This is a genomic window from Gallicola sp. Sow4_E12, from assembly GCF_052116305.1.
Taxonomy (GTDB): Bacteria; Bacillota; Clostridia; order Tissierellales; family Peptoniphilaceae; genus JBQKLI01.
In genome coordinates, this window is record NZ_JBQKLI010000009.1 from 80714 (window position 1) to 106632 (window position 25919).

Consider the following 25919-nt stretch of genomic DNA (forward strand, 5'->3'; position numbering starts at 1 on the left):
GCCTAGGTGCCGAAGGCATCCTGCCTGGGCCCATCAGCAATCCCGCCTTCTTTTACTCCTTTTCCATCCTTTTATCCTTCAAAAACTTCCCTATAAAACTTGTATCCGCAAGTCCTTTAGCAAACACAGGATCATGAAGGATTTGATACTGGAAGTCGAGATTTGTTTCAATTCCTAAAATCACTGTCTCATCCAATGCTGCTGCCATTTTTCTAAGGGCTTCTTCTCTGTTCTCGCTGTGGACAATAATTTTCATAATCATGGAGTCATAATCGGTAGGTATTTCATATCCTGTGTAGATAAAGGTGTCTACTCGCACTCCGTTTCCTCCCGGCAGATGGGTATGGCCAACCTTTCCTGGGCTGGGTCTGAAGTTTTCCATAGGAGCTTCTGCATTGATACGGCATTCGATAGCGTGGCCTTTCAGTTCTACATCCTCCTGCTTCACTGTTAAGGTTTCTCCATTTGCTATACGGATCTGCCAGTCTACAAGATCGATACCTGTTACCATCTCCGTTACGGGATGCTCTACCTGAATTCTCGTATTCATCTCCATAAAATGGAAATTTCGATCTTCATCCATAATAAACTCGATGGTTCCTGCTCCCACATACCCTACAGCTTTCGCCGCACGGACAGCTACATCATTCATTTCTTCCCTTGTCTTTTCATCAATGAAAGGGGAAGGAGATTCTTCGATCATCTTTTGATGGTTTCGCTGTACGGAGCAGTCTCTCTCTCCTAAGGCGATAATATTGCCCCTTTGATCTCCCAGTACTTGTATCTCAATATGTCTTGGATTTTCGATCAGCTTTTCAACATACATGTGGTCGTCATCGAAAGCAAGCTTCGTTTCCCTTTGGGCAAGTTCGAACTGTCTTGGAAAAGATTCCTTTGAAGAAGCGGCTCTCATTCCTTTTCCGCCGCCTCCTGCAGTGGCTTTTATCATCACAGGAAATCCGATTTCTTCAGCGATCTTAAGAGCATCTTTCATCTTTGTCAAGGATTCTAAACTTCCTGGAACTACCGGCACATCCGCCTCATCCATAGTCTTTCTCGCCATAGACTTATTTCCCATAAGCTCCATAACATCAGCTCGAGGTCCTATAAACTCGATCCCCATCTCTTCGCATCTTCTGACGAAATCAGGATTTTCCGCTAGAAAACCGTATCCAGGATGGATTGCATCTGCACCGGTTATTTCCGCTGCTGAAAGCACTCGCTCCTGATTCAGATAGGACTTGAATGCAGGTCCTTCTCCGATACAAACACTTTCATCAGCAAGCTTCACGTGAAGAGAATTCTGATCCGACTCCGAATAGACTGCTACACTTTTAATTCCTCGAATCCTTGCAGCTCTTATGATTCGAACAGCAATTTCGCCTCGATTTGCTATAAGAATTTTTTTTATCATCGCTACCCTCGTTTCAATCTAAAAAGAGGCTGTCCAAACTCTACCTTTTCGCCGTTGGCAACAAGCATTTCCTCGATTACTCCAGGCATCTCCGCTTTGATTTCTGTCATCATTTTCATCGCTTCGATAATACAGACTACCTGCTCCTTGCCGATCACGTCACCCACATTCACAAAAGGATCTGCATCAGGCGCCGGTGCAGCGTAGAATGTTCCGATCATCGGAGATTTTAAATAATCTCCTGATGGAGTTTCCGGCTCTTTCCGTGCAGGATTTTCTGTAGGTTGTGTTTGAGGTGAAGAGGGTACTGCTGCCTGCTCTTTATTTTTAGAAAGAATAATTTCATCTTCTCCCTCTTTCAGCTGAAAGGACATGATGGAAGAATTCTCCATTCTATCCATTATTCTAATGATCTTTTCTATATCCATAAGAACCTCCTTCGTACAAAGATGCTATCCTTTGTGCTGCAGCTCTTTTAAAGCCCTTTCTTTGTACTCTTTGTTCAATTTTTTCTTTCGTTTTGTTCCACTTCTCTATCTCCGACTTATAAATTCGTTGAGCTTCTTCCGGGGACACTTCTTTAAAGGTAACAGAATCTCCCTCTCGAAGCTGGACTAGTTTATAAATATCCACAGAGATAATATTTGCAATTTTTGTATAGCCGCCGGTTGTCTGGCGGTCTGCAAGCATGATTATGGGATTGCCGTGGGCAGGAACCTGAACGGCTCCAAAGGCAATGCCGTTTGTAATAATATCTGCAGAAGCCTTATGCTCGATTTCTTCCCCTTCCAGACGATAACCCATCCGGTCTATCTGAGAAGTCAAAGTGTATTCATTTGAAAGGAAGGTCTCTATTCCCTTCTTTGTAAAGAAATCCTCCTCCGGACCCAATACTACACGAAGCTCCACCTTCGTTTCTTCAAAAACTTCCGGCTTCATCCTTCGGACTAGTGCATTTTCATCTTGCTTTCTGCTTCTGGCAAAGGGAATGCTGTCTCCATTTTCCAAAGGACGCCCCTTGAATCCTCCGATATGAACCCTGGTATTTGTTGAAAAGCTGCCCATTATCTTTTCGATTTCCAAACCATTTGCTATAGCCAGATAACCGTAGCTTCCTGTCTTTGCAAAAGGAAGGCTTAAGCGGTCGCCTTTTCGGATTTCGATAGCGCAATAGTTTTCTACTGGATTTCCGTTGACTCTAGGATGAAAATCTCCTCCTGTCAAGGCAATAATCGTATCCTTTGTAAAGGAAATCTCCGGTCCCGTCAGTACGAATTCTATAACAGGCTCTCCCGGCTCGTTTCCTACCAAGAAATTTGCAAGAGTCGCAGAACGGCGGTCCATCACGCCAGACACAGAAAACCCGGAATTTTGATAACCATAGCGGCCTCTATCCTGTATAGTGGTCTTCATTCCGCTGTTTAAAACTATAATCCCCATTCTACTCCTCCCTTCTTCTTATTTTATAAATACCTTCTTCAACTTCCCTTTCGATGCGGTCGTAATCTTCTTTTGAAACAGGAACAAAACGGATATAGTCTCCCGCTTCATAAAGAATTACCGGCACTCTCGAAGGATCGTAAGGTTTTAAGGGTGTCTTTCCGATAAGCTGCCAGCCTCCCGGCGACTCCATAGGATAAATACCGGTCTGAGCCGAAGCGATTCCTACACTTCCTGCTGGAATACTTAGTCTAGGTTTATCCAGCCTAGGAGTAATCAGTCTTTCGTCCATTCCCCCTAAATAAGCGAACCCCGGCATAAAACCCAGCATATATATCAGATAATCCGTCCCGCTGTGGATTCGGATAATCTCTTGCTCTGTTAAACCAGTATGGGCAACAACAGTTTCCATATCTTGCCCAAACTCTTCTCCGTAGCACACAGGAATCTCGTAAATTCTTTTTCGTTTTTTTTCGCTGTCCTTCTTGTTGTCCAAAAGAGATTCTACTTCTTTTTTAATCTCTGGATATCCCCACACAAAAGGCTCATAGGATATTAAAACCGAACTGTAGGCAGGAATAATATCAATAATTCCTTCAAAGTTTTTCTTTCTAAAATCAGCGACAAAATTAGTAACGCTGCCATTGATCTCATCGCTTATTTCATTGCCGAAGGAGATCATAATTCCTTGATCTCCCACAGGCTTTACTCTATTTTCCATGCTGTCCTCCATAATAAGTTCTTTAACCTCAGGAGTCTTTTAACCTGCTATCAATAAATAAATGGAACGAAGAACCATGATAGAAGTAAGAATCACCACTACCCATCCTAGCCAGTAAAGAACAGAAGAATGCTTATACTCTCCTACAATCGACTTTTTCCTGCTTGCTAGAAGCATCGCTGCAAGCATGATCGGCAAGATAAATCCATTTACTGTTCCTGCAAACACAAGAATCGCTGCAGGCTGTCCTACAAATATCAATACCAATGTCGAAAAAGCAATAAAGATAATCGTCCATAAACGTTCGTTTTTACGAACAGGTTCTACTAATGTTTTTAAAAATGAAATGGAAGTATAAGCCGCGCCTACAATAGAAGACAGTGCTGCTGCTAAAAAGACAATCCCGAATATTTTATATCCTGTAGTTCCTAAAGCCTGTTGAAAAGCACTCCCGGCTGGATCTGCTGCGTCTAATGCCACCCCTTTTGATACAACTCCCAGTACTGCAAGGAATAATAAAACCCGGACAATGGCTGCAACGCCCATGCCCATAACGGCAGAACGGTTCACTTGAGACAGATTCTCTTCTCCTACAATCCCCGCATCTACAAGTCTATGACCTCCAGAGAACGTGATATATCCTCCTACCGTTCCCCCGATCAACGTAATAATAGCAACAAGAGGAAGACTTTCCGGCAAGAATGTTCTTTGAATCGCTTGCCCTATAGGCGGCTGTGTCATTACAGCTACAACAAGAATCAGAACAATCATAAGGGCTCCTAAAACTTGAGTTAAACGGTCCATAACAGAACCGGCTTTTTTGGAAATAAAAATTAAGATTCCTAAAATTCCGCCAATAGCTGCCCCAAACTTAATGTCCATTCCGAAAATCGCCTGAAGCCCGATTGCCGCTCCTCCAACATTGCCAATATTAAAAACAAGTCCTCCGATTGCAACTAGTATCGCAATAAAATAACCTAGACCCGGTGCAACCTTGTTTGCAATATCTTGTCCTCTTAGTTTCGAAACACAGATCACTCTCCAGATATTAAGCTGAGCAATCGCTGAAAACAGCAGTGAAATCAAGATAACGAATCCGAATGTTGCCCCAAGACTCCCGGTATAAGTGGCAGTCTGAGTCAAAAACCCGGGTCCTATGGCTGAAGTTGCCATTAAAAACGCTGCTCCCAATAGTATCGACAAGTTTTTTGAATTTTCTTTCATTTTTCTCTCTCCTTTTGCACCGCGTATGAATTCATTATATTTATAACAAATCAAGGTGCTTATTTTATTTCAAAAATACCTTCTTATCTACCAAAAGAAAGCCCAAGACAACCCAGACTAAAGAAAATATTCTGTAGATCAGAATAGGTATAAATGATTGTTGGATAGAATTATTATACCATAAAGGAAAATCTCGATTTATAACTGCTAACAAGAGAACTCTTTTAAGAATAATAGGATCTATCCATAAAAAGATCCCCTGATCGGACAATCGATCAAGAGAGCTTTCCCTTCAGACTATAATCAAACAACGTAAGCAGCAACAAAGGCGAAACAAATAACTTTACTTAAACTTAAGAACTATCACTTTTTCTTGTCCTCTTTTTGGAAAGGATCCGTGATCATCCTGTGGATGCCTTCTACGACAGTTGTCTCCGGTTCCATCTTAAACTCCCGCTTTATCAAAGGATGGCGTTTCCCTAGATGTTTGGTTGTTTTCTTGTTCCAAAGATCGCGTTGTCGTTTTTTGCCATAGATTCCCATAGCTTTCGGTATTACAGTTCGGTACTCATTGCTTTTGCCAGTCATCACATCTATCGTTCCCTCTACTACAGGGTCTATATTTAGAAACTGCTCGTAAGGAAAAGCCATCTCCTCATAGTCAAAGAGTCTTTCTGGAACATCCTCCTGCCATTTTGACATAGATGCATACTCCCGGTCATTCAGCCCTGTCATATAAGGACCAGGATTGATAACCGCTACTTCGATGCCATACTCTTGAAGCTCCTTGCTTAAGGACTCTGCCACAGCCTCTAGTGCAAACTTCGAACTGCAGTAGGGACCGGATATAGGGTCGGCCATTATTCCGTGAAGAGAGCTGACAAAAACGATCTTTCCTGCCCCTTTTTTCACCATCTGATGAACGATCTTCTGAGTTAAAAAAATCGTTCCGAAAAAATTCACTTCGTACTGCTTTCGAAGAACCTCTTCAGGAATATCCGCTATAGATCCTCCTAGAGAAACTGCCGCATTATTTAAAAGCACATCTACATCCCATGTGCCAGCAAGTTCTCTGTCTTCCGAAGATGTAATATCCAGTTTCGCGATCCTGATAGAAACATTCCGCTTTCGTGCTTCTTCTGCCAGTTCCTTTCCTTGGCGATGATTCGCCACCCCTGCGATAACATCTTCATGATCTTCCGCCATTCGAAGTGCAATCTCCCAGCCGAACCCGGAACCTGCCCCTGTGATCAAATAGGTTTTTTTCTTTTTCATAGTTCTCCTCCCTCTATGGTTAAATAATCTAGTTTTCAGAATTTTTTATGCCGCTGTCTTTATAGTTGAATATACCCTTTCTAGAAGTTGATCCTGCAGAAAATCCTCTTCTATCCATTTTTACTATTGCTTCTCTCATCAAAGTTTAACGAGTAATATTCTGCAGCTTTTTCTCTCTTCATAATCTGCACATACCCCTAAGATATAATAGCTATCAATCAAAGAGATCAACTATCCATAAAACATTCCCGGAGGAGTCCTATGAAAAATTACAAAGGCGGTCTTACCAGCATTCAGGTCTCTGAACGCATGGAAAAAGGCCAGTTTAACAAGATAACAAACAAAAACTCAAAAACCATCCCCGATATTTTAAAGGAGCATATCTTTACCCTGTTTAACTTTATCAACCTGATCCTTGCAGCTATTATCCTGATCGCATCCTTAAAGAAGCCTTCGCTATTTAATCAATCTCACTTTTTTATCCGTTGTCGTGATCAACACAGTGATCGGAATCCTTCAGGAGATTCAGGCAAAAAGAACCGTCGACAAACTAACACTGATTACCCAGCCCTATGTCCGTGTCCTTCGAGATGACAAACTTGAAAAGCAGGAGTATACAAAGATCGTTTTAGATGATGTCCTGTTTTTAGAGACTGGCGACCAAATCCCCGCCGACTGTAAAATCGTTGAGAACCAGAATCTGGAAGTAGACGAATCCTCCCTCACAGGAGAATCCGAAAACATCCAGAAAAAAACAGGAGACCCTTTATGGTCCGGCTCTACCGTTACTGCCGGGGCATGCTATGCAAAAGTCACCGCTGTAGGTGCTGATACTATGAGCGGCAAAATCACCCATGAGTCTAAAAAAATAAAGAAAGAAAATTCAAAACTGAACAAATCCCTAAATCATCTTTTAAAATTTCTAAGTTTGATCATACTTCCTGCAGGAATTCTCCTTTTTGCAAGAACCTTTTTTGTCGGTTCTACCACTGATCTTCCTTCTGCAGCAGTAAAAACTGTATCGGTTATTATCGGCATGATCCCGGAAGGATTAATACTCTTAACCTCCGTCTCCATGGCAGCTGGAGACGTAGCGATGAGCAGACACCATTCCTTGATCCAAAAACTTTCCAGTATCGAAACACTGGCTAGAACAAACATCCTCTGTGTCGATAAAACAGGTACTATTACAACTGGAAAAATCAAATTTATGGATCTTCTATTAGTAGAAGGAGATAAAACAATCTCTATAAAGGACCTTACAGCAGAAGAGAAAGATAAACATACCACGATACAAGCAGCTTCTGCCCTTTCCTCCGTCCTACCTGCCGCAAACGAGACACAGAAGTCCCTGCAGAAAACTTTTACACAGAAAACGAACTGGAAAGCTGCCTCTATCCTTCCTTTCTCTTCCGAACGAAAACATTCGAAAGCAGAATTCGAAGGAAAGGGAACTTGGCTTCTAGGAGCTCCCGAATTTATAAACTACAGCATTCCCGAATCCCTGCAAGAAAAAATACACTCTCGCCTTCTCGAAGGCTACCGTGTTCTTATCCTTTCGGAAGCAAAAACCTTTGATGAAAAAGAGAGCACTCTTCGAGGTATCCTTATCCTTTCAGACGAGCTCCGCACAGATGTAGCTGAAACTTTCGACTATTTCGAAAAACAAAATGTCGAAGTGAAAATCATCTCCGGCGACGATCCCCAAGCAGTTTTCGCTATCGCAAAAAGATCCGGCATAAAAAACATGAAGAGCTTTGCAAATATGAAACAGGTCGCTGATCAAAACATCCTTGAAAAAGTGAAAACTACTTCCATTTTCGGAAGAGTCAGTCCTTTCCAAAAGAAAGAAATTCTTCTTGCTCTGCAAAAGCAAGGAAATATCGTCACCATGGTCGGCGACGGGGTAAATGATGTCCCCGCCTTAAAACAAGCAGACTGCAGTGTCGCTATGGCCGGAGGAAGCGATGCAGCGAAAAACGTATCCCATATTATCCTTCTGAAAAACAACATCGGCTCTTTGATAAAGGCCGTTTACGAAGGAAGAAGAATTATCAACAACATCCATCGAGTAGCCTCTTTATTCTTAGTAAAGACCACTTACTCTGCGATCCTTGCTGTATTCTTTGTCTTCTGGGGAAAAGATTATCCGATTATGCCCATCCAGATGTCTTTAATCAACGCACTCACCATCGGGATTCCTTCCTTCTTCCTGGCATTAAAACCGAATCGTGAACGTGTATCCGGAAGCTTTTTAGATAATGCTGTGAAAACCTCCATCCCTATCGGTATGGCAACAGCAGCAGTGATGATTTTACTTCAGGCAGCCTCAACCGTCATAGACATTCCTGACCCGGCTCTTTCCACAATGTCTGCAGCCGTTCTTTCCTCAGCGGGAATCTTAGCCTTATTTGCAAACTGCACGCCCTTCACCTTGTCAAACACGATCTTGTTCGCAGGCTGTACTATAGCATTGATCGGTTCTATGCTCTTTGGCGGAAAGCTGATATTCATGACCTCTCTTACATTAATTCAGCTTGTGGTCTTAGCAGTGCTTACGCATCCGTCTTTGGACTATATAAGCTCACAAAAAGCTCTGTTTCAAAAACAGTACATCAGCTGCTACTAAAAACTCAGCCAGATGTACTATCATAAAACAAAAATTGAAAGGAAAAAACAATGCTTAAAAAACTCATCCTAAGACTTCTTGCCCTGTTTCTTCTAGCTGGAGGGGGGATCCTCTTTTTTCTCTCCACACTTGCGCCCGCTCAGGAGGAATATATAAGCTACGACAAAGAAAAACAGATCGCCCTCATCGACAAACAGCTTGAAGGGATCGATCTTGAAAAAGTCCGCAAAAAAGAAAAGTTGATTAAGGAAAAAAGCATCGATAAAATCCAAAACTCCATCGCAAAAAACGAACTGACTTATACGGAACTCACCGCCTTTTATCTCGATCGGATCAAAACCTACGACGCTGGAGCAAAAGGCATCAACGCTGTTTCAGAGATAAACCCGAAAGCTATAGAAGAAGCAAAAGCCCATGACTTAAAAAAGGACACCCCGAAAGGAGTCTCCGGCATCCCTGTTTTGATTAAAGATAATGTGAATACGAATACCTTGCCCACAAGCGGCGGAGCTTATGCCTTAAAAGACTTCACTCCGAAAAACAACGCAGATCTTGTAGACGCACTTCAGAAACACGGTGCTATCCTCCTTGGAAAATCAAACTTATCGGAAATGGCAAACTTTATGGCAAGAAAAATGCCCAGCGGATACAGTTCAAAAACAGGTCAAACCCATAATCCTTTTGACCCCATAGAACTATCTCCCGAAGGCTCGAGCTCTGGAAGCGGTGCAGCCCTTGCAGCAAACTTTGCTTCTATCGCCATCGGCACAGAAACAACAGGCTCCATTATAGCGCCTTCAGCAGTCCATTCCCTTGCAGGCTTTAAACCGACAAAAGATTCTATCTCCACAAAAGGAATCCTTCCCCTGTCTTCGACAATGGACACAGCAGGTGCCATGGCTAAAAATGTTAAAGATGCACTCCTCTTATACAACGCCTCCCTGTCCGATCCTAAAAAAGAAATCTCTGATCATCTAGACGAAAACTTTATAAAAGGAAAAAGAATCGGCCTCGTCTCCGGGAATCAAGATCAACTCCTTGAAGAAAACTCAAAGCTGCCGGTGCTGAAGTTGTTGCGATCTCGTTAGATGAAAAAGGCATCGACAACGGCTTTATCATCGATCAGGACTTTAAAAAGGACTTAAACAAATACCTAAAAGAGAATAATGCCCCTGTAAAAAGTCTGGAAGAACTCATCCGCTTTAACGAGAAAGATTTAAAAAGAAGAACAAAGTACGGACAAGACCTGATCGAATCCGCTAATGATGTAAAAGATTTCGACCGTAAAAAAGTGGACTCCATGGTAATAGATGCAAAAACCAGATTAAATAAAACGCTCGACGAAAACAAACTCGATGCCATTGTCTTCTTAAACAACGACGGTGTTCTCTTGCCTTCTGTAGCAGGATTTCCTGAATTCACTGTACCGGCAGGAATAACTGAAAAAGGCACCCCCGCCGGAGCTACCTTCGTGACAAAAGAAAAGGAAGACGAAAAAATTCTAAACCTCGCTTACAGCTTTGAGCAGAAAACGAAAGCAAGAGTTGTGCCTGAAAGATAATTAGGCGGGATTGCTTCGCAACCCAGGCAGGATCCCTGACGGGACCTAGGCTTTAGGCGGCACGCCTTTGGCGGCCAGGAAGGGAAAAAAATAGGAAATAGGATTAAAAAAAGAGTGGAAGAGTGGAAGAGTGGAAGAGTGCAGAGTGAGAAAGTGAAGTTGTGGTCGGAAATAAGAAGGGCGTTTATTTTCTAGGTTATAAAAAAGGCGTCCTTAGGTTCCCCCTTGCTTTTAAACAGTTACAGGGTTACAAAGGGGGGGCTAGGGGTGAAACTAAGACTTTTTTTCATATTGTGAAAGCATTGAAAAGCAATAGTTGTATTCCTGTGATTTCATTAAAGGAAAGTTTTTATTTTATGAAATCATAGGAACACCCGAATAAAACCTCTGTATACTACTGATAATCACATAGTGTGTTGCAAAAAAAGATCGGAGTTCACTTAAATCCTATCTTTTTGTATTAAAAAATATGAAGGATTTGCTAGATTCCTAAAGGAATTTTTAGAATCACTTGTGCCCCTTTATCTTCAGTCCGATTTTGAATCTTTAACGCTCCGCCATGTCTTTTTACAATGCTCTCCGCGATAGAAATTCCCATTCCAAGATGTTCTCCAGATTCCTTAGTTTCTGTATAGAACACTTCTTTTCCTCTTCGTAAGGCCTCTTTTGAAAATCCCTTTCCGTTGTCACGCACTTCTATAAAGAAACTCTTCTCTTCGGCATAAAAGAAGAGTTCTATCTTTCCCTTGTTCTCTGTAAAACGGATACTATTATTTAAAAGATTAAAAACTCCTCGTTTTAACTCTTCAAAATCTCCTTTAAACCTTTCCGGAAGTTTATCTCTATAAACTTTGAAACTCCGCTGATTTTTTCTGCAGAGAATATCCCCTTCTTCTTCTATACGATTCACGAACTCCACCGTATCGATCCAGCTATAGTCCTCAAAGACTAGCGGATCATTTGCAGTCTGGCTTTTCAGCATCGCTAGATACTCCTCTATTCTATGAATATTATTAATGACTGTTTTATGATAAGGATTCGCATCCTCTTCCTCCATCATTAGTTCCATGCTTCCTTTAATAATCGCAAGAGGTGTATTGATGTCATGGGTGATAGAGGCAACCTGCTGCAGTCTTTCCTTTTCCATAGCCCACTGCTCTTCCAAAGATTTCTTTAAAGCTTCTTTCATACTGTCTAAAGAATCGATCGCTGCATTAAACTCCACAATAGAAGAAGCTTGAGCTGTAAAGTCAAGATCCTGGGCTTTGATTTTCTCCGTCATTTGAAGAATCGAGTCGATTTCTCCCTTCATCTTTTTCTTAAAAAGGTAGCTGATCCCTAAAGCCAAAATCACATTTATAAGAATCGGCACCATAATATATAACAGCTCTGGACTCGGCAGCACTCTATTGAGCACCGGGTCGGAATATTTCGCTTTTAGATCATATTGAACGAAAATCACATCTTCCGCTCTTTCAATTTTCATATAAAAGTATCTATTTCCATTTCCCTCTTTCGCTAATTCATAGTCCTTTATTCCTTCTTCACCCATATTCGTATCTTTTTGATTTCCGTCTTTGTCCAGAACTAGATATTTCCCCGGAAACGGTATATCCTTATAATTTATCTCTCCTTTTTCTAACGAATCTCGATTATTTCTGACGTAATTTTCTACAAAATTTGCTGGAAGGATTCCACCGTTATTTAAACCATACATAAAAAAGGATACAGACAGGATGAAGATGAAGGATGCCGCGAACACAAAGATCAGCAGGTACTTTAGAAATACAAATGTTAAAGATCTTCTATTTAACGCCATTTATATCCTACTCCCCACACTGTCTTTATCGGGTCCAGCTGAATTTCGCCGAACTTGTCTCGAATATTCTTGATATGAACACGGATCGCCCCTTCATTACTTTCGCTGTCGTATCCAAAAACTGATTCCAGAATGCTTTCTAAAGTAAATACCTGTCCTTTATGCCTGAAAAGATGCAGACTTATATCGTATTCGCTTTTTGTCAGGCTGATCTTCTTCTCTTCTCCCTCTACAATCCCTGTAACTACTCGTTCCGAGATATCGAAACTGTACGTGTCATCACGTATAAACTGGTGCTTTTCCCGATTTTCTCTTCTAAGATGGGCAGAAACTCTCGCCCGAAGTTCTACTAAGCTAAAAGGTTTTTTAATATAATCATCCGCACCTAAGCGAAAACCCTCTACAATATCCTGATCTAATACTTTCGCTGTCGCAAAAAGAATTGGAATATCAAGCTTCTCCCGAATTTTTTTCATAACAGTAAAACCGTCTATCTCAGGCATCATAATGTCTAGTAAAATGAGATCAAAGTTTTCGAAATCAGAAATCTGCTTCTTTGCTGCTGACTCCCATACCGTAACCTGATATCCATCTTTTTCCAATGCCTTTTTCATGATCTGGGATAATTCCATCTCATCCTCAAGAATCAACAACTTATGCATCTCAATCCCCTACTCTTCTATTTCCTTCTGTCCCTCAAACCCTTGGCTAAAAAACCATAATCCTATCACGAACACCATAGAAATAACAATACTGAAAAGAATACAACTGTTTATTTCCCCTGCAAAATATACTTTCATTTTATCAGAAAGACTATTTACGGTAAGAATCCTGTTTCCAGCTCCCCATATAGAGTACATCCAGATTCCATCGCCCAATCCCGTCTCCATTAATGCAGCGATCAAAGTCCCGATCACACCAACACTTATTCCGAAAACATTTCCAAATCTATAGCTTAAGAAATATTGTATCAAATACACGGGAATTGCCGTTAGCCAAATAACCCTTACCCCAAAAATCAAATCTGGAATAAAAATGGCCTCGTTATGGTTTTTAGAATACAAAAAAACAAAACCCATAATCGTAATCGTTAGAGAGACAAGTCCTGCCAGCAGCAGATAGATCAGCTTAACAAAATATGGAACGGACCGATTCCCCGGAAAAGTAAAGATCCGATGATACATCCCGCTTTCCTCTTCCAAAGAAACAGCTACCGCACAAACAATCCCTATCACAAAAGGATAAACGATTGAAAGAATTCTCGTAAAGTCTAGGATTGCTTGTTCTCTTGACCCTCCGAAGAAGTACAACCCCAGCATCACAATTCCTAAAACAGGAAACAAAATATGCATCCAGATCAAGGAAGAATGTCTAAAAAGATAATCCTCCTGCTTTAAACTATTCAACAAATATTTCATTTTAATTCTCCCTGTTTTTGAAATACCAAGCCGTTGCAAAAGACAAAGCCGCAAACAGCACAAGGGAGATTAGAATCCCTGGAAAAATCACATTCCCTTTAGCTAAAACACCTTGCCCGTTATTGAAAAGTCCATTCGGCAAAACATCTATAATCGGAATCATCAGTCTTGCAGGAATTGCATAAGGCATCATCCATGTATCACTCCCTGAAAAAACGATAAAAGACCCTATATTAAGCATCATATTCAAAATCAGCGTCGGAATCTTTCCGATCTTCAACGTCAGAAACATACAAATAGGAATCTGCCATAGAAATGTAATAAAAAGAACAAAAGAGGCAAAAATATTAGTCACAACCTCTATCCGTTGAGGAATTACCACGACTGAAACAAGGTTTAGTATAAGAAAAACTGCAACAGTCTTCAATGTCAGATAACTGTAATAGACTATCTTTCCCAACCAAAATTTTGATTTCTCCGGAATAATCCCCATCAACCCGTGCCAGTTGTACTTTTGGTCTTTGTCTAAACTAAAACTTGCCATGAGCGTTATAAATATCGGAAGGAATAATGTATACCACCAGTTATAAGAACTCTGCTGAACATATTCTCCCGTCATCAAAACACCTGCGATCATCATCACAACTAAAGGAAATCCAACGATCATAATCGGAACATCCGTTCTCTTAAACTTCAAACTTTCTGCTTTCATTATATTAATCATTGCGCTCGCCCGCCTTTTTTATGACCTCTATAAACAGCTTTTCTAACTCCTCTTCTTTTGTAATCTCCTGTTGATAAGCAAGCTTACCCCTCACAATAATACCGATATCGTCTGCAATCTGCATAATCTCCGAAAGGATATGGGTCGATACAATGATTGTCATCCCCTCGCCTTTCAGTCTGTGAATCAACTCTCGAAACTCTCCGATTCCTATCGGATCGATTCCGTTTGTCGGTTCGTCTAATACAAGAAGTTTCGGTCTGTTTAATAAAGCAATCCCTAGACCCAGCCGCTGCTTCATCCCTGTTGAAAACTTCCCCGCCTTCTTCCTGCCTGTATTCTCCAAACCAACCAGTTTTAGAACCTCTTCTATTCTAGAATCCTCCAGCCCGTATAATAAAGCCCGAAGCTTCATATTCTCATAAGCTGTCAGATTATAATACAAAGGCGGCGACTCGATTAAAGAACCTATCTCTAAGAGATCCTCCCTCTCCCAAGAAGACCCGTCAAACCAAATCTCCCCCTTCGTAGGCTGAATCATTCCCGTAACCATCTTAAGAAATGTAGACTTCCCAGCCCCGTTCGGTCCCAATAAACCATAAACAGTATTCTCCCGAACCTTAAGAGAAATATCCTCATTCGCCAAAAATCTCTTATATTTTTTCGTTAAATTTCTTGTTTCTAATAGATACTTCATAATACTCTCCTCCTGTTGTTATTATCATAGGAGATAAATATTAGTTTTCTATTAGGATTTGGAAGAAGGGTAAAACTGCATAAATAAAAAAGCTTCCTTAACCTTTGGGATTTCCCCACAACTTAAAAAAGCTTTTGTCTGCTCAAACTATTATGTTTTTCTCGTTTATTCAAAAAACAAAAAATATAATACAGGATATGTTTATCCCCAATCTTATTAAAAATACAATTTGTTCAGTACTATAGCTGAAATACCCGCTTTTTAAAAAATAAAAGCCTGTTACAACACCTGCCCATCCAGTGGAAACAATTATATACTCTTTTAATCGAATTCCGGCTCCCTCAGATAAATAGGAACTAAAGGAATAATTGATCGGTAATATTCTAAGAAACAATGCCCGTTTATAATCCTTTCTACTTTTGTTTTCGTCAATCATCGAATCGCACTTCTCTCTAATTCGATTTATAATACCAAAGAAAAATGTATATCCTAAATCATAGCAGATCATAGACCCAATCACTCTTCCGAGTACTGAAATAAAATAACCCTCCCAGCCGGAAAAAATCTTCCTATGAGCAAAGATCATCTCCGCTGAATCAAATGGAAAGACTATCATCTGGAAAGCAGTCAGAAGTAATGCTGCAGAACCTTTCATCTTTCCAGTGCTGTTTATTAAACCACTGATACTTTCTACACTATTTGAGGAGAAAACGAGGAAGAGTTCTGTTACCTTCGAAGGAAAAGATTCAACAGAAAAATACAGCACTATTACTGCTAATAACAGTGCAATATAGAATCCCTCTTCTTTTTCATATATTTATTGTCCAATGCTTCAACTACTTTTCAACCGGGTTATGAACGCACCAAGTATTATATGATCCGTCATAATTTTTAGAAGTTTCGAAACCAAGCATTTCCATCACTAATTGAGCATAAGCAGAACGGATTCCAGAAGTACAATATGTTACTATTTTGTCTGTCTTCTGAAGTCCAGCCGCTTCGAAAAACGCCGTCAATTCCTCATTTGTTTTAAGATATCCCTTGTCATTAAAAAGATCCGTAAATTTTAGATGAATTGCCCCGGGGATTCTTCCGCCCTTTGCTTCTCCATATAATATAGCACCTTCGTATTCTTCATCTGCCCTTACATCCACCACTTTATAATCATCAATTGTTTTCTCCAACTCTTCTGTATCAATCACATGATCTTTCTTCACTTCTTCTATAGAAACTTCGACAGGTTCTAGTTTCTTCGGTTCTCTTGTTGTTTCCAATCCCGCATTCTGCAAACCTTTGAATCCTCCGTCTACCATTTTTAACTTATTATAACCTGCAGCTCGAAGAGTCCATAAAATTCTTCCATCGTCTCCCCAACCTTTCGCTCCATCTGCGAAAAGAACAATCTCTTTATCTTTTGATAAACCGACCTCACCAAGCCTTTTGCCAAGTTCCTCTGCCGGAAGAATCAATCCCCAAGCATAGTCCCCCTTCGGTGCATCTTCAACATTCGATAGATACTGCCAGTTTGTCGCCACAGCTCCATTAATCGTCCCTTTACGGGCGGTTTCTTCTCCCCTTGCATCTACCAATATCATGTTTTCATCGCTGATATGTTCTTTTACATACGAAGGCTGAACAATATATATACCAGTAAAAGCCCCTTCTTGCTGCTGAGTCTCATTACTCGCCACCTTCTCCTGAGTATTTTCTCCAGAACAGCTAGCTAACAACACAACCGCTAGACAAGATAAAAACACCTTCCACCACACTTTTTTCATAATACATCTCCTTTCAATTTTAGCTATTATTTATTAGCTTTCTATAAAACAAAGCTATATCAAATTGTACAGAGAGTCAATAAGCAGGATTTTGCAATTTGCTATCTAGAATATGACGAAAAAAATAGTATTTCTTGAATCTTAATATATGATAAAAACAAAAAAAAGGATTGCAGGGTAATTTTTTATTGAGAAATTTTTCAAAGATTATAATATAGTCTATCTCTGAACAATCATCGCTCAAAAAAAGCAGTGCTCCTCGCACTGCTTTTTCTCTTTCTATATGCCCGCCTTAAAATCTAAACGATCATCTGTTGAAATAGTGATACGGTCATTTTCTAAAATTACAGTCTTGCCTTCTGCGGAGACAACATGCCCTCCCCGCTGGATCGTAAGAATCAGTTGGTTTTCCGGCAGATTAAGATCCATGATCTTTTTGTTAATCCATGGATGTCCCTTAGTAACAGAAAACTCTATAAGCTGCTGGCTATAGGGATCAAAATATTCTTCCCCGCCAAATACCAGCACATCTCCCGCCTCAAGTTCAACTTCTCCTCGAGGTACTATAGAAGTCGTTCCTCGTTTGATTTTTGCAATGATAAAATCAAAGGTCATATCCAGATCCTTCACTTTTTTTCCAATTAGACTACTGTCTTCTTCAATTGTAGTCTTAAAAAACGAAATAGATCCCTTCATTGCATAATAACCAAAGGTTGATAATACCGTATCCTTCGGATCGATCATATCCGCCTTCTCGGAAACCATTGCCAAAAAAGATCCTTGAACTAAAGAAGATAAGAAACAAATCCCGAATACAATATGATACAAATCAATACTGAGAGAAACTCCGCTATTGATCACCATAATTGCAAAGGCAATTGCTGCAGCCCCACGAAGACCCGCCCAAGAAATAACCGTCAGCTGATTTTTCGTTAGACTAAAAGGCAATGTTAATCCCCATACAGAAAGAGGCCGTGCAATTACCGTCATAAAGAGCATAATAATCGCTGCAATAGGTAGGCTTGAAATAATATTGGCAGGAGTTGCCAACAATCCAAGAAGGAAGAACAGTCCTATACTCATAAGCTCTGAAAACCCGTCAAAGAAAAAGACGATGTCTTTCTTCCCGATAAAAGCTTGATTACCTACAATAATTCCAAAAAGGTATACTGCAAGATATCCATTTCCACCAACCACATTTGTAAGAGAATAGGTAAGAAGAGCCATCGCTGCCATAAATACTATCGCTACCCCGTCTTTTTGAAAGTTAATCCGTACTAAAATCTTTTTCACAAGAAAAGCAATCACGACTCCGAATAATAACCCTAGGATGATCTGCATAAGAATCAGACCAGGTATCGAAATATCCGTACCTGCGATCAAGGATAAAAAGAGCATTGTCATCGTATAAGCAGCTGGGTCGTTTGAACCGCTTTCCAACTCCAAAAGAGATGCCGTATTATATTTTAGATTCAAGTTCTTAGAAGTCAGAATATTAGACACCGATGCATAGTCTGTAGAGCCTACAACAGAACCCAAAAGCATACTTTCCAAAAGTGGAAATCGTAAGATAAAATAAGCAAAAGCTCCCGTTATCACAGCAGTCGCCGCAACACCTAAGGACGCCAAAACTGCCGCCTCTTTTACTACAGGCTTTCCCATGGGCCAGTTTGTACCGAAACCTCCATAAAACATAATAACGATCAAAGCAAGAGTAGAAAACTTCTCAGCCAACCCGTAATCATTGAAATCGATCCCTAGAAAATTAGACATAATTCCTAAACTTAAGAATAATAAAAGCGATGGAATCCCTGACTTGCTCGAGAGGTTCATCGCAAAAAGAGCTAAAATTAGAACCAATGAAATAAATAGTAAATCCATATCCCCCTCCTAAAAAATGATTTGTGTGCGATTTATCTGCTTATTGTTACTTATCAGTATATAGAATCCCTCTAATTTAAGCAATTTAAAGAAGTTGGAAAAGATATTATTTATAAGCTTACCATCATAAATTTTGAAAGTTTTTCCTACGATTACTTAACGCTATTCCAGCCTTTTCACAGTCTATCGTTTTTTATCTGAACTGCATCAATTCTTTCCCCCCTATAATAAACAAAAAGATAGTGCTCCAGAAGTATCTCTTTCTATCGCACTATCTTTCCTATTGATTGATTTAATTATTTAGCCTTAAATGAAATTGTGTAGATAAATGTATCTGGAGCATAAAAATCTACTGCTTCTCCATCTACTTTAGCATAAGGATAACCAAAGTTATTTAAAGCTTTCCCCTCTTGTTTCGGAGATAAATTAAGCTCTCGCCCTCTTGAAAGTTCGACTCTTTCTGCATCAGAACCTCCAAAATAATACTCTTGTAAATCTTTTGTTTCTTGCGATTCTTTATCCCATTCGTTTGTAAGTACCGCTTTTAAAACATCTGCAGGATCTGCCATAATCCATCCCGTTCCTGGAAGATAGAATTCAGACCAGCAGTGCTGATTTTTCGTGATATCTTCAGCATTCATTCGAACACCAAACATTTCGCGGGCAGGAACACCTGACGCTCTGCAAAGAGCAACAAAAACAGAGTTAATATCTGTACATTTGCCGGCCATTGTTGTTAACAAAACGGGAACATTTCCTAAACCGCAGCCCGTAACAGAGTTATCTCGATTCATGTTCGCAATAACCCAATCATAAATTGCTCTTGCTTTTCCAAGATAGGTATCTTCGCCTTTAGTGATCTCATCTGCAAGCTTTTTCACTTCTCCGCTCACAACGACCATCTCATTGCCTTTTAAATATTGATCCATATCGCTTCCTGCCTCGCCCTCTTCTTTAAGTTCTGGGCGAAGAACTTCGTTTCGAACTGCATCAAAAGAGCAGGTAACTTTTCTATCTGCCGGTTCTGCATTCGCATCCCATTCCGCATAAAGCATTTTATTACCTAACTCATCTTCGTTCATTTCTACCTTGCTTGCTTTCGCATCGTATACAGCTTCTTCTACTGTTTGATAATCGATCGTCTTAGCAACAGGAAGCCATAATTTCACAACTTTTCCTTTGTCATATCCTGACATATCGACATTATATGTAACGGTTCCTTCAACTTTTTTACCAAGTTTTCCTGCAGGTACCGCTGCTTCCTCTGACTTTGCCTTAGCTGTTTCTTTTGGCGATTGAGAGCAACCTGAAACCATCGTCGCCACCATAGCAAATACTAGAAATAATCCTAAAATTTTCTTTTTCACAATAATCCTCCCTTATCGTACATAATATACTAAATATACAACTCTACAAGTTCTAGAGCAATATACACTTTTTTTCAACTTGGTTAGATATAGTTAAAGGATTATTATTTTTTGGAATGAATTAGAATACCGCGGGAGGTTCAGGAGATTCTTTAGCTTGTCTATGTATTGGTTTATCAATATTTGTGCTTATGTATTCTTTATTCGTTTTTTATTTATATAAACGAACTTTTCGAACGTTTAGCCCTGATTATACTATTTTCAATCAGCTTAGCTAGAAGTATTATTTATTGATGACATTAAATACCTCCTGTTATTTGTTGTAGTTAGCAGACCATAACTTTATTCTAACATAGAGGTGTTTTATTGTCTGTCTAGGAACGCTAAAGGTATACTGAGCCCTGGTCTAACTGGGGTTTTCGAATCCAAAAAAGCGACTTGATTTTTTTAATCGCTTTTTTGATATATTTAATTATTCTAACAATCGAGATTTACTCTTTTTAATCAATTGTGCAAATATAAAAATCAGCACTCCATATGATAACAATACACAAAAACAATCAGATTCCGAAGTTCACATAGTTCGTAAGTTTATATGATAAGTATAATTGTTATTATAATCTTTTTTGTATTTTCCATGAATATGGATTTCATTAATGACTAAATTTCGGAAGTGGAAATCCGCTCCGATAAGTTCGGAATTAGTTTCTTTTTATCTTGATATTTTATGTGTTCCATGTACATTTTCCTAGATTTATCAATAATTTTATTGTACTTCAATATTTCAATATTCATACTTTGGAGCATTTTAACCTCATCGTCCAATAATTCAATCCTATTATCTGATCCAATAATTCCTGTATCCTCAGATAAAATAAAAATCACTTTAATCTCTTTAACATCAACTGTTTTAAGTTCTGGAATATTTTGTATCATAGCTTTCCTATAATTATTAATTTGATCATATATCATTGAGTATGTAACTTTTGCATGGTCCACAGGATCATTCTTTTTTAGCTCAATAATTATAGGATACTTTTCTTCTGCAACCCTGATACAAATATCTAAAAAATTTCTCTTAAATACTTCATCCGACTTCTTTAATTTGAAAAATTCTTGATTCGTTAAGTAATCGGTTTCTGTAGGGTTGTTTCTGTCTATATTCCAATACGGACTTATAAGCCATGGATTATCCGATAAATGTTTTTCAAATAGTTTTTCTGGAGTTTCATCATCTGCCATCAATTCTTCTAATCTATCGATTGCTTCTAACCGTTTTCTTATTAAATTTGAATGATTTAAGTCTTCAGTCTTTGCAATATTATCCATTAGTTTAAACAGAAAATCATATTTCTCATCTTTAATTTCATTTTCTTCAAGACAGGATATTAATTCTTCAGCTTCTATATTATTTATTACACTAGTTATTGAGATCACCATTGAGTCAACAGCTTTGCTATCAACACTTAAATCATCATCTAATCTAGCCGATAACAAATCAAGAAGTTTATTATTAATTTTCTTTTGCTCAGGTGTCAATGTCGATAACCATTCTTTATATGATCTATTATCTTTAATTCTATTTGGTAATTTATCAACAGCCGATTCAAGTCTTATTTGATTCCATTTTTCAATAACATAATTTCTCACTTTATCTATATTATCTATAAATTCTTCAACCTCAGGAATAGAATCATCTAGCCCTTGCCTGCTTGAAGTTATTGGATCTTTTAAGCTATTGATTAAATCATCAGCAAGTATTTCGCCAACTATATAACTATTTGCAATCCTAGCGCTTGATCTATCTTTTAAAATATCTTCATCTGCTATTTTATTATTAGCTAAAACTATGATGTTAGCAAAACTAGAGCCTTCTACTTCTTTTAAATCCTTAGGTTTTAGTGTTGTACCTACCCATCCCGATATGTTTAATTCTTTAAAATAACTTGAAACTTCATTATTTTTCTTATATTCTTCAATTGTTTGCGTCCTTGGAAATATTTTTTTTAATTCATCATCTTTATAATCGCCAAAATATGTTAAGTATTGGATTTTTTCATAATATATATTTGAATCTAATTTTAACTCTTTTTTATCAACATACAAAATAAAATCCGTCTTGGACTGATCAATATAAAAACGTCTTGAAAGTTGCAATTTTAATTTATCTTTTGTGGACTTTGTAACCTTTCGCCTAAGTATGGTTACTTCCACAATAAACCCATGATCATAAGAGTTATAATCTGATAGATGTGCTGGTAATTCACATTCTTTAAGCTCAGAAATATATTCTTTAGTATTTATCATTTCATCATATGGTAATGTGAATTTTAACCATTTTTCTGCTCCCACAGCTTTCGAATATACAGTATATACACTACCTAAACTAAAAGCTGCTAATTTCCCAATCCCTTTTTTTCCCATGGGTTTTCTTTTTCCTAAACCATTGATGGGCTCTTCGTCTTGTTTTTCAGAGCCAATTATCGCATACTTTTCCTTTACTTCATTAATATCTAGTCCTTTACCATTGTCTATAACTATTATTCTTTCTGGGGCTAATATTATATCGACATTAGTAGCATAAGCATCATATGAGTTTGCCACGAGTTCAGCTATTGCTGGTGGAGTAGTAGAGTACAAATTCCTTCCTAGATGAGTTACTGCGTTATTTGAAGTCGAAAATTTAATTTTGTTCATGGTATACCTCTTTTAAATGTACTTGGATACTTTCCCCTATAGATTGACCTAATTTTGGTGGAACTGCATTCCCTATTTGTAAAGCAACTTGTGATAATGAATAATTGCCCCCCAACTCAGGATTTATGAACATATAATCTCTAGGAAAAGTTTGTAACATTGCTCCTTCTCTCAAGCTTAATGCTCTATCTTGATCTGGATGTCCAAACCTACCATTACCTATCCCTGTAAATTGAGTAGTTATTGTATTTGATGGTTGATCCCACTCAAGTCTACCATATACAGCACCAAATGATTGTCCACTTTTTTTCTTATATGCTTCTAGTAATAATTCTTCATCCCAGTCTCGCCATGTCCCACCTGGTTTTGACTGTTTTATTCTTTTCATATTTAGTGTTGACATTCTACTACTTCTATGGAGCGGATCATATCTATCTGTTTCTCCTGCTTTTAAGGTTGGCAATTTATATATTGTATCTCTTAAAGTCGGATAATTACTTTTATTATATTTAGGTTTTACTAGTTCAATTTTACCAAGTTTAGAGGCTAGTAACACTAACCGTCTTCTTTTCTGAGGAACGCCATATTCTGGTGCATAAACAATTTTATAATTAAAATAATACTCGTTCTCTTCTAATACTTTTAAAAGTTTATGAAACACAGGCTCTTTTGTTATTTGAGGAACGTTTTCCATCGAAACAATATCTGGTTTAACTAATATTATTTGCTTGCCAAAATAGTCAAGTAAATTCATTTTTTCGATATTACTACTGTTGTTTTTATATTTATGACTATAGGATGAAAAAGGTTGACAAGGTGCACAACCCATTAATACCTTTACTTGAGTATCTTTAGGATATAAATTACTAATTTCATCTTCTTCAATATCCTTTACATCTTTTAATATGAATTTCGCATTATTGTTAAATTCATAAGCAAATTTGCTTTTTCCATCAATATCATATCCAGCTATAACATTTATCCCAGACTGCTGTACTCCGTATGTTAGACCGCCTACTCCACAAAACAAATCTATTGCATTTATTATCATATCGGCCTCCTTATCACATAAGTTATCTCATTTGATCTAAAAATATACTACCAATCAGTAAGATTCAAATATTTTACAACTAAAATTATAAGTTCAACTAATAAAAGTTAATGATTAGCCACCGTATCTTATAATTAATATGAATAGAACTCTACATTCTCTTCATCATCAAAAATATTAGGTACTTCAAAAGACTACTACTCTTCTCTATTTTTAAAAAATAGAGGTTTCTTTAAAAACTAAATTCCAAATAACTATAATTAGTTGATAAATACATAAATGAAGAAATTATTCAAATTTATATCTGAAAAAGCTATAATAATTCTCTACATTCATTTTTGTCTATAACCTTCTATTAAGAAATAATTAGTTATTTATCTGTTAGACTTGAAAGCTATAGATATTTAAACATCAATATGCTTTTTATTTAAAATCAACTAGCTATTGTTTATGTTGTTAGTATTTCTTTAATTTTTTCTTCACAAAAGAGAATAAATCCTCATTATCTATTTATTTTACCATAGAAAACATTAAAAAAAAAAATAAAGAGGTAGTGTCAAATCTTTTGTGTAACCTCACTTGTAATACTTTTGTCAACAATCTTCATGATTCCCTCTAGAGGGAATCGCTGCCTGAAAACATTTCTCTTAATTCAGCCTGTACTTTTCCAAACCCTTTGTGAATCCTATTCCCAAATCGTTCATTATATTCTAAAGAAATCGTACATATTAGGCGATCTAAGGCGTTTTCATTTGGAAATTGCTCTTTACCTTTTGTTCGTTTCTTAATACGTTTATTAAAGTTTTCTATTAAATTATTAGTATAAAGACTTCTTTGTATTTCTTTTGGGAAGGTCAAATACGTATACAGATTATCGTGTTTCTCTAATGTTTTTTTTGCTTTCGGATAGTGGTAGCTCCATTTTTCCATGAATCTATCATAATTTTCTAGTGCTGCTTTTAAATCCCTAGCCTGATGAATCCGTCGGAGGTCATCGGCTACTTCTGCTTTGTCTTTTGCCCGTATATGCTTCATGACATTACGATTAATATGCATCCAACAGGCTTGATGTCTACCTTTTGGAAATTCTTCCAGTAAAGCATCTTTTAAACCAGAAAGTCCATCGCTCACAAAAAGAAGCACTTCTTTGAGTCCTCGTTCTTTTAGAGATTGGAGCATCTCTTTATAGTTTTCTTTTGATTCAGAAGGAAAGAGTGCGTAATCGAGCACTTCCTTGTGTCCCTCTTCATCTATGCCAATAATGCTGTGGAGTCCTTCTTTTTGAACGCTATCTCGTCTTACAGAAATGAAAGTGGCATCGCAATAAAGGGCGACATAACGACTTTTTATCGGACGACTATGAAAGGCTTTTACATCTTTATCCACTAATTTTGTTATGTTGGAAAGCGTGGCGGGAGAGTAATAATGTCCATACATTTTTTGGATTAAATCACCTATTTCTCGGGTTGTGATCCCTTTTTGATAAAGCTGAATCACTGTGGTTTCTAAATCTCCTGCTGTCTGTTGATGTGCAGGAATCAGCCCTTGAACAAATTTCCCTAAGCGATCTCTTGGAACCTGTAGGTGAAGGGTCCCATAGGTGGTTTTTAATTTTCGTTCATAGTAACCGTTTCGAGAATTTCCGCAAGTTATAGCCGATAGGATCATAGCGTTCATAGTCTAAAAAAACGGTTAATTCATTTTTTAGTATTTGGTTTATCGCCAGTTCTATTTGAAGGCGAAAAAAATCCTTAATATCGTCACCTTTAGTTATTGTTTTAATGAGTTCTGTGGTAAAATATTCCATAAAGAGGGTCTCCTTTTCTATTTTGTCGGTTAACAAAATTTTACAAGAAAAGGCCCTCTTTTTCTATATTAAAGAAAAGAATGTTTACACATAATATTTTACACTATGAATAAAGATAAGTTATTAGACATAGCTATCTTCATATAATAACAATCAAAGCTAGATAAAGTCCGTATAATGGTGTAAAAAGAAAAATCAAAAAAAATGAGCCAAAATGCTCGTCCTCGGTTAAAATAAAAGTACCAACAAATACCTAACTGAGGAGATGAACAAAATGGCTCAATTAAATATTACACTGGATACAAAACTTTTGCACGGACTTTTTACAAAAGAAACAAAGGATGAAGCATTTTCTAAACTACTTGAAGAAATATTTAATCAGGTTCTGATAGCTCAATCTACTGAGCAGCTTGGTG

23 protein-coding genes are annotated in these 25919 nt (G+C 38.1%); 4 read left to right on the plus strand and 19 right to left on the minus strand.

Annotated features, from left to right (window positions below; translation table 11 throughout):
- Positions 1-52: 52 nt before the first annotated feature.
- From accC to ACTQ46_RS06390, 6 genes are all read right to left on the minus strand, one after another.
- Complete coding sequence (accC, locus tag ACTQ46_RS06365) at positions 53-1414, minus strand: acetyl-CoA carboxylase biotin carboxylase subunit (RefSeq protein WP_441748196.1); 1362 nt, start codon at positions 1412-1414, stop codon at positions 53-55.
- 2 nt (positions 1415-1416) lie between these two features.
- Positions 1417-1842: an acetyl-CoA carboxylase biotin carboxyl carrier protein gene (accB, locus tag ACTQ46_RS06370; protein ID WP_441748197.1), complete on the minus strand. Its 426-nt coding sequence runs from the start codon at positions 1840-1842 to the stop codon at positions 1417-1419.
- A complete protein-coding gene (locus ACTQ46_RS06375; protein WP_441748199.1) occupies positions 1820-2854 on the minus strand; it encodes a biotin-dependent carboxyltransferase family protein in 1035 nt (344 codons plus the stop codon). The genes accB and ACTQ46_RS06375 overlap by 23 nt, the downstream gene beginning before the upstream one ends.
- Position 2855: 1 nt before the next feature.
- Positions 2856-3575 carry a 5-oxoprolinase subunit PxpB gene (gene pxpB / locus ACTQ46_RS06380; RefSeq protein WP_441748200.1) on the minus strand — a complete coding sequence of 240 codons (720 nt, stop codon included), beginning with the start codon at positions 3573-3575 and terminating at the stop codon, positions 2856-2858.
- A gap of 39 nt (positions 3576-3614) precedes the next feature.
- Positions 3615-4799, minus strand: a complete 1185-nt coding sequence (locus ACTQ46_RS06385) for an NRAMP family divalent metal transporter (RefSeq protein WP_441748202.1) — start codon at positions 4797-4799, stop codon at positions 3615-3617.
- A 363-nt stretch (positions 4800-5162) separates the two neighbouring features.
- The gene (locus ACTQ46_RS06390) at positions 5163-6074 is read right to left on the minus strand and encodes an SDR family oxidoreductase (protein WP_441748204.1); all 912 of its coding nucleotides are present in this window, start codon (positions 6072-6074) and stop codon (positions 5163-5165) included.
- Positions 6075-6335: 261 nt separating this feature from the next.
- On the opposite strand from ACTQ46_RS06390, the gene ACTQ46_RS06395 reads away from it, so the two are divergent.
- The 4 genes from ACTQ46_RS06395 to ACTQ46_RS06410 all read left to right on the plus strand — a co-directional run bounded on the left by ACTQ46_RS06395 (position 6336) and on the right by ACTQ46_RS06410 (position 10264).
- The gene (locus ACTQ46_RS06395; protein WP_441748206.1) at positions 6336-6668 is read left to right on the plus strand and encodes a hypothetical protein; all 333 of its coding nucleotides are present in this window, start codon (positions 6336-6338) and stop codon (positions 6666-6668) included.
- Positions 6577-8703 (plus strand): HAD-IC family P-type ATPase, encoded by a 2127-nt coding sequence (locus ACTQ46_RS06400; RefSeq protein WP_441748208.1) that lies wholly within the window; start codon positions 6577-6579, stop codon positions 8701-8703. The genes ACTQ46_RS06395 and ACTQ46_RS06400 overlap by 92 nt, the downstream gene beginning before the upstream one ends.
- 50 nt (positions 8704-8753) lie before the next feature.
- The gene (locus ACTQ46_RS06405; protein WP_441748210.1) at positions 8754-9791 is read left to right on the plus strand and encodes an amidase family protein; all 1038 of its coding nucleotides are present in this window, start codon (positions 8754-8756) and stop codon (positions 9789-9791) included.
- 212 nt (positions 9792-10003) lie between these two features.
- A complete protein-coding gene (locus ACTQ46_RS06410) occupies positions 10004-10264 on the plus strand; it encodes a hypothetical protein (RefSeq protein ID WP_441748212.1) in 261 nt (86 codons plus the stop codon).
- A 481-nt stretch (positions 10265-10745) separates the two neighbouring features.
- Here ACTQ46_RS06410 and ACTQ46_RS06415 read toward each other — a convergent pair whose 3' ends face one another.
- The 13 genes from ACTQ46_RS06415 to ACTQ46_RS06475 form a co-directional block, all read right to left on the minus strand.
- Complete coding sequence (locus ACTQ46_RS06415; RefSeq protein WP_441748213.1) at positions 10746-12083, minus strand: sensor histidine kinase; 1338 nt, start codon at positions 12081-12083, stop codon at positions 10746-10748.
- Complete coding sequence (locus ACTQ46_RS06420; protein WP_441748215.1) at positions 12074-12745, minus strand: response regulator transcription factor; 672 nt, start codon at positions 12743-12745, stop codon at positions 12074-12076. Before ACTQ46_RS06420 ends, ACTQ46_RS06415 begins: the two co-directional genes overlap by 10 nt.
- 9 nt (positions 12746-12754) lie before the next feature.
- A complete protein-coding gene (locus tag ACTQ46_RS06425; RefSeq protein WP_441748217.1) occupies positions 12755-13501 on the minus strand; it encodes a lantibiotic immunity ABC transporter MutG family permease subunit in 747 nt (248 codons plus the stop codon).
- 1 nt (position 13502) lies between these two features.
- Complete coding sequence (locus tag ACTQ46_RS06430) at positions 13503-14225, minus strand: lantibiotic immunity ABC transporter MutE/EpiE family permease subunit (RefSeq protein ID WP_441748219.1); 723 nt, start codon at positions 14223-14225, stop codon at positions 13503-13505.
- Complete coding sequence (locus ACTQ46_RS06435; protein ID WP_441748221.1) at positions 14218-14922, minus strand: lantibiotic protection ABC transporter ATP-binding protein; 705 nt, start codon at positions 14920-14922, stop codon at positions 14218-14220. The genes ACTQ46_RS06430 and ACTQ46_RS06435 overlap by 8 nt, the downstream gene beginning before the upstream one ends.
- 169 nt (positions 14923-15091) lie before the next feature.
- Positions 15092-15577, minus strand: coding sequence for a hypothetical protein (locus tag ACTQ46_RS06440; RefSeq protein WP_441748223.1), 486 nt, complete (start codon positions 15575-15577; stop codon positions 15092-15094).
- Positions 15578-15758: 181 nt separating this feature from the next.
- Positions 15759-16700, minus strand: coding sequence for a sulfurtransferase (locus ACTQ46_RS06445; protein WP_441748225.1), 942 nt, complete (start codon positions 16698-16700; stop codon positions 15759-15761).
- A 279-nt stretch (positions 16701-16979) separates the two neighbouring features.
- A complete protein-coding gene (locus ACTQ46_RS06450; RefSeq protein ID WP_441748227.1) occupies positions 16980-18581 on the minus strand; it encodes a potassium/proton antiporter in 1602 nt (533 codons plus the stop codon).
- A 296-nt stretch (positions 18582-18877) separates the two neighbouring features.
- Positions 18878-19948, minus strand: a complete 1071-nt coding sequence (locus ACTQ46_RS06455) for a transglutaminase-like domain-containing protein (RefSeq protein ID WP_441748229.1) — start codon at positions 19946-19948, stop codon at positions 18878-18880.
- Between the two features lie 660 nt (positions 19949-20608).
- Positions 20609-22645 carry an ATP-binding protein gene (locus tag ACTQ46_RS06460; protein ID WP_441748231.1) on the minus strand — a complete coding sequence of 679 codons (2037 nt, stop codon included), beginning with the start codon at positions 22643-22645 and terminating at the stop codon, positions 20609-20611.
- Positions 22632-23696 carry a DNA cytosine methyltransferase gene (locus ACTQ46_RS06465; protein ID WP_441748233.1) on the minus strand — a complete coding sequence of 355 codons (1065 nt, stop codon included), beginning with the start codon at positions 23694-23696 and terminating at the stop codon, positions 22632-22634. The genes ACTQ46_RS06460 and ACTQ46_RS06465 overlap by 14 nt, the downstream gene beginning before the upstream one ends.
- 615 nt (positions 23697-24311) lie before the next feature.
- Positions 24312-25373, minus strand: a complete 1062-nt coding sequence (locus ACTQ46_RS06470; RefSeq protein ID WP_441748235.1) for an IS256 family transposase — start codon at positions 25371-25373, stop codon at positions 24312-24314.
- Positions 25315-25503 carry a hypothetical protein gene (locus ACTQ46_RS06475; RefSeq protein WP_441748237.1) on the minus strand — a complete coding sequence of 63 codons (189 nt, stop codon included), beginning with the start codon at positions 25501-25503 and terminating at the stop codon, positions 25315-25317. The genes ACTQ46_RS06470 and ACTQ46_RS06475 overlap by 59 nt, the downstream gene beginning before the upstream one ends.
- Positions 25504-25919 lie beyond the last annotated feature (416 nt).

Excerpts from the sequence above, each read along its gene's own strand:
- accC (WP_441748196.1), bottom strand. The coding sequence starts at position 1,414 with ATGATAAAAAAAATTCTTATAGCAAATCGAGGCGAAATTGCTGTTCGA.
- accB (WP_441748197.1), bottom strand. The coding sequence starts at position 1,842 with ATGGATATAGAAAAGATCATTAGAATAATGGATAGAATGGAGAATTCT.
- ACTQ46_RS06375 (WP_441748199.1), bottom strand. The coding sequence starts at position 2,854 with ATGGGGATTATAGTTTTAAACAGCGGAATGAAGACCACTATACAGGAT.
- pxpB (WP_441748200.1), bottom strand. The coding sequence starts at position 3,575 with ATGGAAAATAGAGTAAAGCCTGTGGGAGATCAAGGAATTATGATCTCC.
- ACTQ46_RS06385 (WP_441748202.1), bottom strand. The coding sequence starts at position 4,799 with ATGAAAGAAAATTCAAAAAACTTGTCGATACTATTGGGAGCAGCGTTT.
- ACTQ46_RS06390 (WP_441748204.1), bottom strand. The coding sequence starts at position 6,074 with ATGAAAAAGAAAAAAACCTATTTGATCACAGGGGCAGGTTCCGGGTTC.
- ACTQ46_RS06395 (WP_441748206.1), top strand. The coding sequence starts at position 6,336 with ATGAAAAATTACAAAGGCGGTCTTACCAGCATTCAGGTCTCTGAACGC.
- ACTQ46_RS06405 (WP_441748210.1), top strand. The coding sequence starts at position 8,754 with ATGCTTAAAAAACTCATCCTAAGACTTCTTGCCCTGTTTCTTCTAGCT.
- ACTQ46_RS06410 (WP_441748212.1), top strand. The coding sequence starts at position 10,004 with ATGGTAATAGATGCAAAAACCAGATTAAATAAAACGCTCGACGAAAAC.
- ACTQ46_RS06415 (WP_441748213.1), bottom strand. The coding sequence starts at position 12,083 with ATGGCGTTAAATAGAAGATCTTTAACATTTGTATTTCTAAAGTACCTG.
- ACTQ46_RS06420 (WP_441748215.1), bottom strand. The coding sequence starts at position 12,745 with ATGCATAAGTTGTTGATTCTTGAGGATGAGATGGAATTATCCCAGATC.
- ACTQ46_RS06425 (WP_441748217.1), bottom strand. The coding sequence starts at position 13,501 with ATGAAATATTTGTTGAATAGTTTAAAGCAGGAGGATTATCTTTTTAGA.
- ACTQ46_RS06430 (WP_441748219.1), bottom strand. The coding sequence starts at position 14,225 with ATGATTAATATAATGAAAGCAGAAAGTTTGAAGTTTAAGAGAACGGAT.
- ACTQ46_RS06435 (WP_441748221.1), bottom strand. The coding sequence starts at position 14,922 with ATGAAGTATCTATTAGAAACAAGAAATTTAACGAAAAAATATAAGAGA.
- ACTQ46_RS06440 (WP_441748223.1), bottom strand. The coding sequence starts at position 15,577 with ATGAAAGGTTCTGCAGCATTACTTCTGACTGCTTTCCAGATGATAGTC.
- ACTQ46_RS06445 (WP_441748225.1), bottom strand. The coding sequence starts at position 16,700 with ATGAAAAAAGTGTGGTGGAAGGTGTTTTTATCTTGTCTAGCGGTTGTG.
- ACTQ46_RS06450 (WP_441748227.1), bottom strand. The coding sequence starts at position 18,581 with ATGGATTTACTATTTATTTCATTGGTTCTAATTTTAGCTCTTTTTGCG.
- ACTQ46_RS06460 (WP_441748231.1), bottom strand. The coding sequence starts at position 22,645 with ATGAACAAAATTAAATTTTCGACTTCAAATAACGCAGTAACTCATCTA.
- ACTQ46_RS06465 (WP_441748233.1), bottom strand. The coding sequence starts at position 23,696 with ATGATAATAAATGCAATAGATTTGTTTTGTGGAGTAGGCGGTCTAACA.
- ACTQ46_RS06470 (WP_441748235.1), bottom strand. The coding sequence starts at position 25,373 with ATGAACGCTATGATCCTATCGGCTATAACTTGCGGAAATTCTCGAAAC.
- ACTQ46_RS06475 (WP_441748237.1), bottom strand. The coding sequence starts at position 25,503 with ATGGAATATTTTACCACAGAACTCATTAAAACAATAACTAAAGGTGAC.